Origin of the sequence: Streptacidiphilus albus JL83, assembly GCF_000744705.1 — a bacterium.
Lineage (GTDB): Bacteria > Actinomycetota > Actinomycetes > Streptomycetales > Streptomycetaceae > Streptacidiphilus > Streptacidiphilus albus.
This window is the reverse complement of the sequence record NZ_JQML01000001.1, coordinates 9,387,842-9,402,283: the sequence shown is the minus strand read 5'-3', so window position 1 is coordinate 9,402,283 and position 14,442 is coordinate 9,387,842. Positions and strand designations below refer to the sequence as shown.

The following is a 14,442-nucleotide window of genomic DNA, read 5'->3' as shown; positions in this document are numbered from 1 at the left end:
GGGCCCGGCACAGCCGCCAGGCGCGCTGTGCCGGGCCTCACCACGTCCCGGACCCCTCAGAGCCACCCTCTGCGGGCAGCCTTGCACCCCGCCTCGAAGCGGCTGACCGCGTCCAGACGCTCCATCAGCCGTGCCGTCATCCGGCGGACCGACCGCAGCGACATGCCCAACTGCTTCCCGGCCCGCTCGTCGGTGCTGCCGGTGGCCAGGAGCTGCAGCAGCAGCCGTTCGGTGTCGGTCAGCTCCGGCGGCCGATCGCGGTCCGCCGACTCCCCCAGCGGTTCGGCGGTGCTCCAGGCCTGGTCGAAGGAGAGCCGCAGGGCCGACACCACGCTGTCGTCCCCGATCAGGGCCGAGCCCTTGCTGCGATCGCCCTGGTCCGTCGGCAGCAGGACGAGCCTGCGATCGAAGATCAGCATGTTCGGGGGCGGGACCGCCGCGGTGCGCACCGCGGCTCCCCGGGCGACCGCCCACCGGGCATGGTCGCAGACGCCCCTGCTGCTCCGGGCACGCGCCGGGTAGAGGATCCGCAGCTGCGCGCCGGTGGCCAGCACCCGCTGGTAGAGGTGGTGGGCGGCGCGGGGGGTGACGGTGGTGCAGTCCTCGATCGGCAGCACGGCGAGGCACTCGAAGGCCACGGTCGCAGCCGCCCGCTCCAGGAATCCGAGCATCGCACCGGTGCCCACCAGCGGCACCGCCCCGACCGCGTCTGCTTCGCCGGGAGTGGCGTCAACAAGGGAGTGGCCTAAGCCATCTGATGTCATGTCACCTCAACGTACCGATGGCGGAGGCGTGACAGCAGGGCCTTTTTGGCCGTACACGGCCAAACCCCCGTCCGGCGCGCGGCGCCCGCCGGACGGGGGCTGTCGACCCAGGCAGTCAGGGCCGGATCAGCGCCGGGTCAACTCCAGGGGTTGGCGGGCTGGTCGTCGATCGCGACCCAGAACCGGACCCCGGTGGGGATGGTTCCGTAGGCCCAGAAGGACCAGCCGCCGGTGCTGGACAGCCCGGTGCCGTAGTGGCCGTCGTGGAACTCGGCCTCCTTGGCCCCGGTGCCGAAGTCGCTGGCGCACAGGGCGTCCGCCGTCGCCTCGCTGGTCAGCGTGGTGCCGGAGACGGCGGGGGTCAGGCCGACCCAGCCCTCGCCCCAACCGGCATAGAAGCCGGGCGTGATGTCCGCCGGCGCCGGAGCGCCGTTGGCGACCAGGCACAGCACCGGCAGGACGGCCGTGGCCGGAGTGTCGCCCGCGTAGGCGTTGGTCGTGGCGTCGTAACTGACGTGCACCTCGCCGTTGGACTGCTGCTGGGCCACGGTCCAGGTCATTCCGGCGTGCGTGGCGGTGGCGGGGTGGACGGTGGCGGGGTGGACGGTGGCGGCCTGGGCGGCGGCGCCGGTCGCCAGCAGGCCGCCGGCGACCACGGCGGTCGCGGCGAGCACTGCCAGACGTGTGCGGGGCAGGACCTTCATCTGGGATTCCTTCCTCGTACAGGGAACGGTTGATGCAGACCTCGTCCTCGGCCGTCGGACGATCGCTGCGGCAGACACCAGGACGCTAACCTCGTCCGATCCACCGGCGCACCGCACACGGGACGGCCTGGCACCTTGCTGCCCGATCGCTCCCGAACCATTGTCATGTCCCCCCAGAGATGCCCTCCCAGCCCTGCGGCGACAGCAAGTCGACTTCGCCCGGTCCGGCCGTCTGCGCAGACCGGAAGCGCCGTGCCGTCCGCGTCGGCGCGGACGGCACGGCGGTAGAGCAGTTTCGGCGTGAGCGATGGCGCGACCCTCGTGACGATCGCCCGGATGGCTGTACCGGTGCTCACCCAGTGGGGTGGCCCAGCACCGCCTCCCGACGTCGCCGCGTGCGGCCTCGTACACCTGAAAGGGCGACGGGCGACGGTGTCGCGGGCTCCCTGGCGGTGGAGCAGACCAGACTGACGAGCTGACGTTGATCCACTGCACCGCGAGGGGACACCACCATGGCATCCGACTACGACGCGCCGCGCAAGACCGACGACGACGCCGACAACGACAGTATCGAGGAGCTCAAGGCCCGACGGAGCGAGAAGACGTCCAGCAGCGTCGACGTCGACGACTTCGACGCGGCTGAGGGTCTGGAACTGCCGGGCGCGGACCTCTCCGACGAGGAGCTCGCCGTCCGGGTGCTCCCGAAGCAGGAGGACGAATTCACGTGCACGAACTGCTTCCTGGTCCACCACCGCAGCCAACTGGCCAGGATGAAGGACGGTCAGCCGATCTGCCGGGACTGCGACTGACCAAGCGCTGTCGGCGGTCGCGGTGCCGAAGCCGTGGCGGCCGGCGCCACGATCGCCGACGGCACCCCGCGGTCACCCGGGGCTAGAGGTCGATGACGACCTTGCCCTGCACGTGCCTGCCGGCCTGGAGCTCGGCCGCGCGGCGGATCTGCTCGACCGGGAAGCTCGCCGCGACGGGTACCCGGAGCCGGCCCGCCGCGACCAGGCGGGCGATCTCCTCCAGGGCGCCGGGGGCCGCGTTCGCGCCGTTGGCCGCCGGCACGCCCTCGACCTGCGAGGCGATGGTGCAGATACGACTGTCCGGGACACCGAGTTCCCTCGCGACGTGCACCGTCTCCACCCGGTGCAGGTCGATCGCGGCGGTGACGCCGCCGGGAGCGAGGGCTCGGACTCGGTCGGCCAGGCCGTCGCCGTAGGCGACCGGCTCAGCTCCGAGATCGCGCAGATGGTCGGCCGATGTCACCGATCCCGTCCCGATCACGCGCGCTCCTGCGATCCGGGCCAGCTGGACGGCGAACAGCCCGACCCCGGCCGCCGCGCCGCCGATCAGCACGGTGTCGTTCGGGCCGGGGGCGATCGTGGCGAGGGCGGCGGACGCCGTGCGGCCGGCGATCGTGAGGGTGGCGGCGGTACGGTCGTCGACGCCGTCGGGCGTGTGGTGGGCCTCGTTCGCCGCCGTCTCCCCCGCCGGGTCGATCACCACGAAGTCGGCGACCGCACGGGACAGGGCGCCCCCGAACACCCGGTCGCCGACTGCGAAGCCGTCCAGCGACCGTCTCATGCGCATCCACAGCGCCGAGTTCCAAGCCATGGCCGAGCGGGTCCTGCGGGTCACCGAGCTCACCTCCCGCCTGAACGTCCTGCCCTTCGAGGACGAAGCGGGCAAGGCGGAACTGTTCGAGCAGATCCTCGGCAAGCAACTGCCGCCGAGGGTCACGATCCATCCGCCCTTCTACACGGACCACGGCCTCCACCTCGACCTGGCCGGCCACCCGGTCGATCCCGAGGAGCGGCGGCTGTACCTCACCGGCGCACCCATCGACGTCGCGGAGAACGTGTGGATCGGCGCCGGTGCCACCATCCTGCCCGGCGTCAGCATCGGCCGTGACGCCGTCATCGCCGCCGGCGCGGTCGTGGCTGACGACGTTCCGCCGGCAAGCCTGGTGACCGGCGGCAAGGCAACCGTGCACCGCCGGTGGTGACGGCCGCTCCGGGGCGGACGGCGCTTCCGCCTTCGGTGCCGGGAACGCAGGTCAGCTCTTCTCCTCGTGGCCCCCGAAGCCCTTGCGCATCGCCGAAAGGATCCGGTCGGCGAACTCGTCCCCGCGCTGCGAGGCGAAGCGGGAGTAGAGGGCGGCGGTGAGGACCGGGGCCGGGACGCCTTCGTCGATCGCCGCGATGGACGTCCACCGCCCCTCCCCGGAGTCCGAGACCCGACCGGTGAACTCCTTGAGGTCGGGGGACTGGAACAGTGCCGAGGCGGTCAGGTCCAGCAGCCAGGACTCGATGACGCTTCCTCGGCGCCAGACCTCACTGACCGCAGCGGTGTCGATGTCGAAGCGGTAGAACTCGGGCTCTTCCATCGGTGCCGTCTCGGCGTCGCCCTGGACGGCGAGTTCACCGGCGCCGGCGTGCTGGAGGATGTTGAGGCCTTCGGCGAGCGAGGCCATCATTCCGTACTCGATGCCGTTGTGGACCATCTTCACGAAGTGGCCCGCGCCGTGCGAGCCGCAGTGCAGGAAGCCCTGCTCGCTGGGGTCGGGATCGCCGGTGCGCCCGGGGGTCCGCGACGCGGTCTCCATGCCGGGGGCGATGGTGGCGAAGATCGGCCGGAGCCGGTCGACCGCCTCTTCACGGCCGCCGATCATGAGGCAGTAGCCACGGTCGATGCCCCACACTCCGCCGCTGGTTCCGCAGTCGACCAGGTCGATGCCCTGTTCCCGGAGGGTGGCAGCCCGGCGGATGTCGTCGCGGTAGTAGGAGTTGCCACCGTCGATGACGGTGTCCCCCGAGTCCATGTGGGCGGCCAACTCCTCGATGACGGTTCCGGTGGTGTCACCCGCCGGAACCATCACCCACGCGGTCCGGGGCCGGGTGAGCTTGCCGACCAGGTCGGCGGTCGAGCTCGCGCCGACGGCGCCCTCTGCTTCGAGTGCCTTGACGGTGTCCTGGTCGGTGTCGAAGACCACACAGCTGTGGCCGTCACGCAGCAGTCGGCGGACGATGTTCGCGCCCATCCGGCCCAGGCCGACCATACCGAGTTGCATCGGAGTGCTTGTCGTCATTGCGGAAGCTCCATTCGGGGTACACGGGTGCGAGGCGCGGAGTGGCGTCGCGGGCTATGCGGTCTGCCACGGGAGGTGGCCCTCGCCGGTGCCGTCCGCCGGCTCGGGCCCCCAGCTGCCGCGGGGGTAGGGCGTGGGTGCCGGCGGCTGCTGGAGCAGGGGTTGCAGGATCCGCCAGGTCTCCTCGACCGCGTCCTCCCGGGTGAACAGCGACCGGTCCCCGGTCAGCGCGTCGTGGAGGAGGCGCTCGTAGGGTGTGGGGGGCCTGCCGAGTTCCTGGGCGAACGTCAGGTCCAGGTTCACCTCCCGGGAGCCGGTTCCGTCCGCCGCCTTGGACAGCATCGTCAGCCTCATGCCCGGATCAGGGTCGATGCGCAGCACCAGCTGGTTGGGCCGGGCCTCGTCCGACAGTTGGAGGAAGGGCTGGGGCGGCGCCTGCTTGAAGATCAGCCGGACCTCGGTGGTGCGGGTGGCGAGTTCCTTGCCGGCCCGGAGGAAGAACGGCACCCCGGCCCAGCGGTCGTTGCGGACCTCCAGGCGCAGCGCCACGTACGTCTCGGTATCGGAGCCGGTCGCCACGCCGGGGACCTGGTCGTACCCCTGGTACTGGCCGCGCACGCAGTCCGCGGGGTCGGCGTCCGCGACGGAGCGGAACACCTCGGTCTTGGCGTCCCACAGTGCGTCCGAGCCGGTGTCGCGCGCGGGTTCCATCGCGACCAGCGCCAGGACCTGCAGCAGGTGGTTCTGGACCACGTCCCGAAGCGCGCCGACCGCGTCGTAGAACGCGCCGCGGCCCTCGACCCCGAAGTCCTCGGCCAGGGTGATCTGCACCGCGGCCACGTGGTCGCGGTTCCACACGGGTTCGAGCAGGGTGTTGGCGAAGCGCAGGCACGACACGTCCAGGACCGGCTGCTTGCCCAGGAAGTGGTCGATCCGCAGGATCTGCTCCTCGTCCAGGACCTGGTGCAGTTGCGCGTTGAGCGCCTTGGCCGAGTCGGCGTCGTGGCCGAACGGCTTCTCGACCATCACCCGGCTGCCCTCGGTCAGCCCGGCCCGACCCAGCTGGGTCACCACTGTGGCGAACAGCGAAGGCGGGATCTCCAGGTAGAACAGCGGCCTGGAGCAGCCCTCCAACCGGTGGGCCAGCTCCTGGTAGGTGGCCTGGTCGGCGAAGTCACCGCCCAGGTAGCTGAGCCGGTCCACCAGCCGTTGGAGGACCTTGTCGTCCACCGACTCCTCGTCCGCGCTCACCGCCTCCTTCATCGAGGCGTGCAGTTGCTCGGGTGACCAGTCCTCCAGCGCGACCCCGATGATCGGGCAGTCGAGCAGCCCGGCCTCCTCAAGGCGGTACAGGGAGGGGAAGGTCATCTTGTGGGCAAGATCCCCGGTGACCCCGAAGACCACCATGGCGTCGCAACTCCGACCTGCGCTCTCACTCATCCTCGGTCGTTTCCTTCCCTCGCTGCCTGAGGCGGTGCACGCCCGGCTCCACCGTGGCCGCCCGTTCTGCGGCTACCCCTTGCGGCCGGGCTGAACCCGGCGATGCAGCGATGCGCCCCGAGCTCCACCGGTCTCCGGACCAGGGGGAGCCGCCGCGGGCCGCCGGGTCGGGGAGAGATCGGCCGTTGCCGGCTGCGCTTCAGGTAGCGGTGGCTGCTGCGGTCTCCTCACCGTGGTCCTGGCAGGGACCGGTGAGGGCGTCGGCGAGGTAGCCGTCCAGGCCGGTGATGACCATGACCTGGCGCTGGTGCTGGTTCAGGCCGACCAGGTGGAGCTGGACGCCGTCGGTGTCGGTGCAGCGCTTGATCCAGATCATGGCGGACAGGCCGGAGGAGTCGCAGGCGTCCACGGCGGTGAAGTCCAGCGTGAGGCACTGCGGTGCGGGCACGCGGGCCAGGGCTCCGTCGGCGGCACGGCGCAGGTCGTCGACGGTCTCGAAGTCACACGGTCCGCTGAGGGTCAGCACGACGCGTCCCGGGGCACTGTGCTGGACGGTGATCGTCAACGGTTCGGTGGTGTTCATACACGGTCCTCGGTCGTACGGCTGTGCGCGGGTCTGGTGGCTCGGGTCACCGCGGATCGGCCGGTGTCGATGGTGGCCAGCGCACGCGGGAAATCGTGCAGTTGGGTGGCGATGACGTCCAGGGCGGACAGCAGCGTGCGGGCGGGGACGTTGCGGGCCTGCAGGATGCCGGAGGTCCACTCCAGAAAATCGGCCAGCACCTGGGCCCGGTCGATGTACACGGCGGCGATGAGGAAGTCGACGATGTGGCCGATGTCCTCGCGGGTGTGCTCACGCTGCGCTTCGGTGTAGGCGCTCATCGCGGGCACGCGTTTCTGCAGTCCGGTCATGGTCTGCTCGACGAGCTGCCGCCGACTACGGCGCAGGAGGGTGTACTCCTGGTCGGCCAGGTGCGGCAGCGCGCTGAGGGGGTCGCCCGGGTCCCGGTACGTCGGCGTCATCGCCTCCGGATCCTCCAGCCGGGCCACCGCGCTGTCGGCGTCCGGCGCCCAGGCGTCGGCGCCCAGCAGCCGTGCGTAGCGCCCGTCGGGGCCGAAGGCTGCGCCGCCGACCAGCACCGGGACGCCGGCGGCCTGACAGGCGGCGATGGTGGCGTGGGCCGCGGGCAGGCGGGTGGCGAGTGAGCAGGACAGTGCGACGGCGTCGGGACCGTTGGCGTGCAGGTGTGCGATCAGGTGCGGAGTGGGCACGTGGGCGCCGAGGAAGTCGACCTGCCAGCCGCGCAGTTGCAGCGTCTCGGCGACCAGGCGGGCCGGCAGGGCGTGCCATTCGCCGTCCACGCAGGCGACGGTGACCCGCCCGCGGATGCTGCGGCCGCTGGTCGTGGGGTGCGAGAGGGCGGCGATGGCACGGTCGCTGATGGCGGTCGCGGCGTGCTCCCGGGCCACGGTGAACCGCGCCGCTGCCCACTCCTCACCGACCAGGGCCTGAGCCGGGGCGATGACCTCCAGCAGGATCCGCTGGGTGCTCAGGCCGCTGTCCCGGGCTCGCAGGACGATGTCGGTGGCCCGGTACTCGTCCATGTCGGCCAGTGCGGCGAAGAAGTCCTGGTGCCAGGCGGCGGCGGTTCGGGCGTCGATCGTGTCTGCCTGATCAGTCACCGGGGCTGCCTTCCGTTGCGGCGCCACCCGGTAGTGGCACCTCATCCGGTGTACCTGCCCCGTCCGTGGCCGTTCACCATCGTCAGATGCGATCCGCGGCGCGGTGCGCCCAGGGCCAGCAGGGCGATGTCGTCGTGCTCGCCACCGCCCAGCCACTGCGAGGTGACCAGTTCCACCCGCTCCACCAGCGCCTCCACCGGCATCCCGGCGCACTCGGCCAGGGTGTCGCGCAGGCGCTGGTCCTCGAACATCTCACGGCCGCTGGGGCCGCCCCGGGCCTCGGTGACGCCGTCGGAGAACAGCAGGCACATCTCCCCCGGCTCCAGCACCGTGGTCCAGGTGGTGGAGGTGATGTCGGGCAGCGCGCCGATCAGGGTGCCGCGGGTGGCGGCCTGGTCCACGCTGCCGTCCACGCGGACGATCAGTGGGGCGGGATGCCCGGCGGAGGTCAGCCTCAGTTCCAGGCGTCCGTTGTCCGTCGGGGTGACTCCGGCCAGTACCAGGGTGACGAAGCGGGCGTCCCTGTCGTCCAGGAGGGTGGCGTTCAGCAGTTCCAGCAGGTGGCCGTGGCGCGGTTCGAGGCGACGCAGCGCGGCCAGGGTGTTGCGGATCTTCCCGGTCAGGATCGCGGCACCGGGGCCCTTGCCGCACACGTCCCCGAGCATCAGCAGCGTCTCGCCCGGCCCGTCGTCCTCGCCCGGGGTGGGCAGGGGCGGGTGGACGTCGTAGAAGTCACCGCCGATCAGGTCGGCGGCGCGGGCGGGGCGGTAGGAGCTGGCCAGGTCGATGCCGTCGAGGCGGTCGATGGGCGGGGGAATCAGGGCGCGCTGCAGGATGTCGGTGGTCTCGGTGCGCTCCGCGTACAGGACGGCGGCCGAGATCGCGGCGCCGGCCCGGGCGGCGAAGATCCGTGCGAAGAGCTCCTCCTCCTCGTCGAATCCCGGACTCCCCACGCGTCGCAGCAGGATCAGTGCCCCGACCGACGCGCCGCTGCCCGGAAGCGGGGTGACGACCAGGGATCCGAGTTCGCCGAAGCCCTCGGGGACGAGCCAGGCCGGGGCGAGGTCGGGGTCGACCCAACGCGAGGGCACCGGCGGGAATCCGTCGAGTGCGTCGCTGAGCCCCGGTACCCCGTCGACGTCCACGCCGATGGTCAGTTCCTCGATCTGCCGACCCCTCACCATCCGGGTCACTGCGACGCGGCGCCCACGGGCGGGGGTGACCACCACCGCTGCGTCGGCCAGTTGCTCAGCGGCGAGTTCCGCGGTCACCCGCAGGCAGCGCCGCTGGTTCAGCGAGGCCAGCAGCCGGGCCGAGGCGCGCACCAGGAACTGGGTGCGGATCCGTTCGTCGCTCAGGCGCTGCAGAGCAGCGTGTTCCGCGGTGACATCGGTCAGCAGCCAGCCGGTGCACTCCCCCGGCAGTGGCTGCGCGGTGGCCCGGAACATCCGGCCGCCCACCGAACCGTCCAGTGCATCCACGCCCTGCTCCTGCGCCTGCACCAGCCAGGGGGCGACCACGTCGACGGTGAAGGCGTCGCTCTCGCCCAGGGCCGGAAAGAGCGCTTCCGCGGCCTTGTTGTGCAGACGCACCCGAACCGGGTCCCCGGCCAGGACCAGCACCGGCGCTGCCGCGTCGACCAGAGCGCGCAGCAGCGGCGCCCCGACAGCCGGCCGCGGCGTCCGTCCGGACGCGGTCGAAGCCGGCGGTGCTGGGTTGGTGGGTGCGGGCGGAGAGGAGGTCATAAAGGATCACAGGCCCAGTCACCGGTGGTACCGGGCCGACTCTTTTCTCTGTCTCGACGGCCGACAACAAACGTTGTCGCATGGCAACCGTCTCGCTGTGAGACGGATAAGGCAAGCCCGTGCCCGGGTCGCCGGAAAGACGGACAACTCTGTCAGGCCCTCCGCCTACCCCGGACGGCCCAGCACACTCCCCGGCGTCGCCGGTCACCACCCCGCGCGCCGCAGCGCAGGCAGGAGGCGACCCCTCAGGTGTTCCGGGACACGGTGGTTGAGTTGCCGCCAGACGCTCGGCACGCTGCCCACGGGCAGGCCTCGCTCAACCCGCCGGAGGCGGGAGGCGGTCGGTGCTGAAGCTCCCCTGCAGGCCCAGGGCGTCAAGGACTCGGGCGACGTGACCCGGAACCGCCAACAGCGCCAGGTCCGCCTGCTCACCGATGGCCCGACTGCGGGCGGCGAGGAGGGCGCGCACCCCGCTGGAGTCGAAGAACTCGACCGCTCCCAGGTCCAGGCTCAGCTGCTGCCCCGGGAGCAGCGCCAACGTCGGCAGGAGGTCGTGGAAGTCCTGCGCGGTCTCGAAGTCCAGTGCCCCGCCGACCTCGACCAGCAGCCCGTCGGCGGTGGTGCGCAACAGGAGCGTCAGCGGCATCATCGTCCGGCTTCCGTTCCCCGCGCAGCAGTCGTCCCGGCCGTGGGAGCGGAATCCCCGCGGCTGGGGGCGAGGGCCCCGCGCGGATCCCACGACCCACCATCCGTCGTACGCACGTTCATACTTCGCATCTTTTCACGCCGCCGACCAGGACCAGGGTCGCCGTCACCGTCTTGCCGCTCTCGCCGTGCGTGTACACCTCGACCCGTTCGGACAGGCGCTGGACCAGGTGCCAGCCGAACCCTCCCCCGCCGGCCGACAGGTCCGGCGGGCGCGGGGCCGGGCTGCTGGCGCTGCCGTCACGGACCGAGACCAGCAGCCGGCCACCGTCCTGGGAGAGAGTGAGGACACAGGGGCCGGGGGCGTGACGGATCGCATTGGAGACCAGTTCGGCGACCACCACCAGCGCGTCCTGCAGCAGATCCTCCGCAAGGTCGTCCGACCCGGCCTCCAGGAACTGTCGGGCGTGGTCACGGGCCGGTCCCAGGGCTCTCCTCAGGCCGGTGAGCTCCCAGCTCTGTGAGCGCACGGGCAGGCCCGACGGTTCCTCCACCCGCTGCACCACACCTCCCGAGGCTATTCACTCTCCGGGCCTTCGCCCGCAAATGCGCACCAGCCTAACGGCCCTGCATTCCCGGCACGGATCCAGTGGGCGGCGTCATGGCCCTGGTCGCGGACATGCCCAGCGCTCACCGAGCCGCTTCCTCTCCGGCCCGTAGCGCGTACGCTGAGCGGGACCCCGTCCGCAACCGGCTCGTTCGTGGCGCCGGGCTCAGGAAAGGTGCCCGCATGGATCCGCCCACCCGTCCTGACCCGCTGTCGGTGGGCTCCTCCCCCACCTCCTGCACCCATAACCACCGGCCCTGGGACAACGCCCCCCTGGAGCGCTTCCAGGACGCCTGCGTCAGCTACTTCGACCGGGACGAGGCGCACGTGGTCATCCTCCGCGGTGTCCTCGACTGGCGGGCCGAAGCCTTCGTCGGCACCCTGATCGACGACGCGCGTGCCACTGGGCGCCCGCTGGTGGTGGACCTCTCCGCCGTCACCCACCTGCACGTCGATGTCCTGGCCCAACTCCTGGCCGCGCGACACCACCCCGGGATCAGCCTGCTCAGCCCGCTCCCCGACGCCTTCCTGAAGATCGCAGACTCGACCGGCACCACCGGATCCTTCACCACCCATCCGGACCTGGCCCACGCACTGGGCGCCGCGGCAGAGCTCCCCACCGCTCCGTAGCGGCAGCCACAACGCCGCCCGTAGGGGCAAGGTGCTCTTGACGACGTGGGAGTGCCCGGTGTCCGGAGGGGCAGGAGGGCACCACCGGGCGTCGACACGAAAGGGAGTGGATCAGGTGGACACAGGGCAGGAAGGTGTGGCCGTGGAGCTGCGGGAGCGGGCGGGGGTGTTCGCGGACGGGCACGTGGGCCTGTGGGTCGCGGTCGAGACCGGAGGAACACTGGTGCTGGCCGGGGAGGATCCCGCCGACCTGTTCGCCGCTGCGGCCGACTGGCTGCGCGAGGGCCCCGGCTACACGGTCCGCGCTGTGCACTGGCAGCGCCGGGACGCCGAACCCGCCCATGCCCTGCGGCTGACGCTGTGCCACTCGGTCACCGAGGCCGACCTGCTGCACACCTGAGGCACGGCGGGTGCCGGTCTCAGGTCCGGCACCCGCGGCAACACCTCACCCCCGGTCGTCCTCGCAGCGGTGCGGAAGCAGCGCGGTGGAGAACATCGCGCCCGGCGCGTTGCGCATCGACGAGGGCGGCGGGGAGTCCATCGGAGTAGCTGCCGCACCGGATCCGTTCGTCTCCGCACCATGGATGGCGTGTTGACTCTCCTGTAGCGGGAGGACCGAGAGTCGTGGCACCGGCCGGAGAACGGTGAAGTCAACTCTGAGGAGCCATCATGCGCCAGCCCACCCGTCGTGCCGTACTGGGAGCAGCGGGGGCGATCGCCGCCGCCACGGCTCTTGCCGGCGCGTCGAGCCCTGCCCTTGCCGCGGCCCCGGGCACGCCGCCCGTGGTCCCCCTCCCGGATCCACCGCAGGACGTCACGCATGCGACGCCCCTGCTCGTGCGGCGGGTCAACAGCCTGTTCCGGGACAAGACGGCCCGCGACGTCGACAGCTTCATGTCGCACTTCTCGCCGAACTCGCTGTACTACACGGACGCCACCCTGGGCTGGTACGTGCCGGGTCGGGCAGCACTGGAGGCGGTCTTCGCGCAGTACATGCCGACGTGGCCCGACACCGCGCGTTCCTACGCCACCCGGATCATCGGGGACGAGAACAGTGCGATCGTCGAGTTCACCGACTCGCCGGAGCTGTTCGGCCACGAGATACGGGCGATCGCCGCCGTCGACTTCCGGGACGGCCTGATCGTGCGCGAGGTCGACTACTGGGACGGGCGTCATTTCGGCATCGCTGCCGTCAATGCGCTGCGCACCCCGGACGCCCGGTTCCCGACGACCTATGGCGAGGAGTACGTCGCCGAGCGTTCCTCGCCGGCTCTGCGCCCGGTACTCGACCGCCTCTGCGCGGCGCTCGCCACCGGTGACACCACGGGGCTGTTCGCCGAGGACGCCGTCTTCGAGGACCTCGCGCTGCACACCGAGTTCACCGGCGCTCTGGCCGTCGATGCCTACGTCGGCCGGGCATACACCCGTCTGCCCTACGGCGTCGGCGCCACCGTGCGCCGCACCCTGGGCAGCGGCCGGGGAGGCGGCTACGAGTGGATCGGCAACGGATTCCTCGGCAGTCACGGGATCATCGCGGTCGAACTCGACCCGGCCGACCGCATCACCCGGTTCACCGCGACCTGGGACGCGTCCCGACTCGACGACGCCACCATGGCCGCGCTGCTCGCAGACACCCTCGAACACTGACCCTCGTGGGCGGCAGGGCCTGCGGCAAGGCTCGTGTCCCGGTCGTCGTCGAGGTCGGCGACTTGGACTCGGTGGTCCTGTCGCAGTTGGCGGCACGGGGTTGATCACGTGTTGACTCTCCTGTAGGGGGAGGGACGAGAGTCGTGTGCACCGGTTGGAAGACACCTGGAAGGAGTTTCCGTGAAGTGCGCCCTGGAGGTACGGGCCGCCATGGCTGCGGCCCCGGCAGGCGGGGAGGTCCCGGCGGGCGTCGCGCGCCCTGGGACGCCCGCCGGGACGGAGGAGTGAACTGGTGGCTGCTTTGCTGAGCATCGGGGAGTTCTCCCGGATGACCCATGTCAGTGTCAAGGCCCTTCGTCACTACCACGATCTGGGCCTGCTGTGCCCCGCGCGGATCGACCCGGGCAGTGGATACCGGTTCTATGCCACGGCCCAGGCCCCTACGGCCCAGCTCATCCGGCGCTTCCGGGATCTCGGGATGCCGCTGGACCAGGTCAAGGTCGTGCTGACCGCGACCGATCCGACGGTGCGCGAGGAGGTCATCGCCGGTCACCTACGCAGCATGGAGCGCCAACTGGAGCAGACCAGAACAGCGGTGGCCTCGCTGCGGCAACTGCTGGAAGGCGGTGGATCACCCGCGCTGGACGTCGCCTTCCGCACCCTGGCCGGCGCCTCGGCCCTCCTGGTCAGCGCGCGGGTGGCCTGGGACGAGGCCTTCCAGTGGCTGCCCGACACGCTCGCGGACCTACGCCGGGAACTCGGCTCGGACAGCGATCTGCGCGCCGGCCCGGACGGCGCGGTCTACAGCGCGGAGTTCTTCGAATCGCACATCGGCGAGGTCACCGCCTTCATTCCACTGAGCGCGTCCGCCGGTCACAGCTGTCCGATCGGGGCCGAGGGGCCGGTTGCGGTGGCAGTGCATCGCGGCTCGCTCGGCGAACTCGACCGGACCTACACCGCACTGGGCAGTTTCGTCGCCGAACGAGGGCTGGGCTCGCGCGAACGCACGGCGATCCGGGAGAACTACCTGGTGAGCCGGTTTGACACCGATGACGAACAGGCACTGGTCACTGAGCTGTGCTGGCCGGTGCTCTCCACGAGAGGACAAAAGGAATCATGACGATCCGTCTGCAGGCATTGACCTTCGACTGCGCGGACGCCGCCGCGCTCGGCGGATTCTGGGCCCAGGCACTCGGCCGGGAGTTGGATCCCGGCGCCGTCGAGGAATTCGCCTCCATCGGGCTGCAGGACCCCGGCCGACCCGAGCCGCACTGGTTCTTCGCGCAGGTTCCCGAGGGCAGGTCCGCGAAGAACCGGGTGCACCCCGACCTGGTGGCCCCGGACCTCGAGGCGGAGGTCGAGCGGCTGGTCGGCCTCGGCGCGACCTGGAAGGCGGACCTCAAGTCGGGCAGCGTGCGCTGGACCACGCTGCTGGATCCGGAGGGCAACGAATTCGACGTGGCCGCCGAGGCGGCGTGACAGC

Annotated in this window: 16 protein-coding genes and 1 pseudogene; 7 read left to right on the top strand and 10 right to left on the bottom strand. The window is 71.3% G+C overall.

Annotation, left to right across the window (positions count from 1 at the left end):
• Positions 1 to 56: 56 nt before the first annotated feature.
• Positions 57 to 764 (bottom strand): helix-turn-helix transcriptional regulator, encoded by a 708-nt coding sequence (locus BS75_RS40700; RefSeq protein ID WP_081983094.1) that lies wholly within the window; start codon positions 762 to 764, stop codon positions 57 to 59.
• Positions 765 to 901: 137 nt separating this feature from the next.
• Complete coding sequence (locus BS75_RS45375) at positions 902 to 1,468, bottom strand: hypothetical protein (protein ID WP_052070388.1); 567 nt, start codon at positions 1,466 to 1,468, stop codon at positions 902 to 904.
• A 512-nt stretch (positions 1,469 to 1,980) separates the two neighbouring features.
• Here BS75_RS45375 and BS75_RS40690 point away from each other — a divergent pair.
• Positions 1,981 to 2,277, top strand: a complete 297-nt coding sequence (locus tag BS75_RS40690; protein ID WP_034091797.1) for a DUF4193 domain-containing protein — start codon at positions 1,981 to 1,983, stop codon at positions 2,275 to 2,277.
• An 82-nt stretch (positions 2,278 to 2,359) separates the two neighbouring features.
• On the opposite strand, the pseudogene BS75_RS52375 reads toward BS75_RS40690, so the two are convergent.
• Positions 2,360 to 3,040, bottom strand: a pseudogene (locus tag BS75_RS52375) (zinc-binding dehydrogenase); the annotation flags it as partial.
• A 16-nt stretch (positions 3,041 to 3,056) separates the two neighbouring features.
• Here BS75_RS52375 and BS75_RS40680 point away from each other — a divergent pair.
• Positions 3,057 to 3,479: a DapH/DapD/GlmU-related protein gene (locus tag BS75_RS40680; protein WP_034091796.1), complete on the top strand. Its 423-nt coding sequence runs from the start codon at positions 3,057 to 3,059 to the stop codon at positions 3,477 to 3,479.
• Positions 3,480 to 3,530: 51 nt separating this feature from the next.
• Here the strand turns inward: BS75_RS40680 and gnd are convergent, their stop codons facing one another.
• From gnd to BS75_RS40645, 7 genes are all read right to left on the bottom strand, one after another.
• Positions 3,531 to 4,562 carry a phosphogluconate dehydrogenase (NAD(+)-dependent, decarboxylating) gene (gene gnd, locus BS75_RS40675; RefSeq protein ID WP_331281464.1) on the bottom strand — a complete coding sequence of 344 codons (1,032 nt, stop codon included), beginning with the start codon at positions 4,560 to 4,562 and terminating at the stop codon, positions 3,531 to 3,533.
• 54 nt (positions 4,563 to 4,616) lie between these two features.
• The gene (zwf, locus tag BS75_RS40670) at positions 4,617 to 6,002 is read right to left on the bottom strand and encodes a glucose-6-phosphate dehydrogenase (RefSeq protein ID WP_034091794.1); all 1,386 of its coding nucleotides are present in this window, start codon (positions 6,000 to 6,002) and stop codon (positions 4,617 to 4,619) included.
• Positions 6,003 to 6,201: 199 nt separating this feature from the next.
• Positions 6,202 to 6,585 carry an STAS domain-containing protein gene (locus BS75_RS45370; RefSeq protein WP_052070386.1) on the bottom strand — a complete coding sequence of 128 codons (384 nt, stop codon included), beginning with the start codon at positions 6,583 to 6,585 and terminating at the stop codon, positions 6,202 to 6,204.
• Positions 6,582 to 7,685, bottom strand: coding sequence for a cobalamin B12-binding domain-containing protein (locus BS75_RS40660; RefSeq protein ID WP_042438030.1), 1,104 nt, complete (start codon positions 7,683 to 7,685; stop codon positions 6,582 to 6,584). Before BS75_RS40660 ends, BS75_RS45370 begins: the two co-directional genes overlap by 4 nt.
• A gap of 41 nt (positions 7,686 to 7,726) precedes the next feature.
• Complete coding sequence (locus BS75_RS40655; RefSeq protein WP_081983091.1) at positions 7,727 to 9,430, bottom strand: PP2C family protein-serine/threonine phosphatase; 1,704 nt, start codon at positions 9,428 to 9,430, stop codon at positions 7,727 to 7,729.
• A gap of 316 nt (positions 9,431 to 9,746) precedes the next feature.
• Positions 9,747 to 10,079, bottom strand: a complete 333-nt coding sequence (locus BS75_RS40650) for an STAS domain-containing protein (RefSeq protein ID WP_034091793.1) — start codon at positions 10,077 to 10,079, stop codon at positions 9,747 to 9,749.
• A gap of 115 nt (positions 10,080 to 10,194) precedes the next feature.
• Entirely contained in the window at positions 10,195 to 10,641 is a 447-nt protein-coding gene (locus BS75_RS40645) for an ATP-binding protein (RefSeq protein WP_052070382.1), read from the bottom strand.
• 224 nt (positions 10,642 to 10,865) lie between these two features.
• Between BS75_RS40645 and BS75_RS40640 the strand changes: the two genes are divergently transcribed.
• The 5 genes from BS75_RS40640 (at position 10,866) to BS75_RS40620 (ending at position 14,438) form a co-directional block, all read left to right on the top strand.
• Positions 10,866 to 11,312: an STAS domain-containing protein gene (locus BS75_RS40640; RefSeq protein ID WP_034091792.1), complete on the top strand. Its 447-nt coding sequence runs from the start codon at positions 10,866 to 10,868 to the stop codon at positions 11,310 to 11,312.
• A gap of 115 nt (positions 11,313 to 11,427) precedes the next feature.
• Complete coding sequence (locus tag BS75_RS40635; protein WP_152645862.1) at positions 11,428 to 11,712, top strand: hypothetical protein; 285 nt, start codon at positions 11,428 to 11,430, stop codon at positions 11,710 to 11,712.
• 269 nt (positions 11,713 to 11,981) lie between these two features.
• Entirely contained in the window at positions 11,982 to 12,959 is a 978-nt protein-coding gene (locus BS75_RS40630) for a nuclear transport factor 2 family protein (protein ID WP_081983089.1), read from the top strand.
• A 292-nt stretch (positions 12,960 to 13,251) separates the two neighbouring features.
• Entirely contained in the window at positions 13,252 to 14,079 is an 828-nt protein-coding gene (locus BS75_RS40625) for a MerR family transcriptional regulator (protein ID WP_034091790.1), read from the top strand.
• Positions 14,076 to 14,438, top strand: coding sequence for a VOC family protein (locus BS75_RS40620; protein ID WP_034091789.1), 363 nt, complete (start codon positions 14,076 to 14,078; stop codon positions 14,436 to 14,438). Before BS75_RS40625 ends, BS75_RS40620 begins: the two co-directional genes overlap by 4 nt.
• The last annotated feature ends 4 nt before the right edge of the window (positions 14,439 to 14,442 follow it).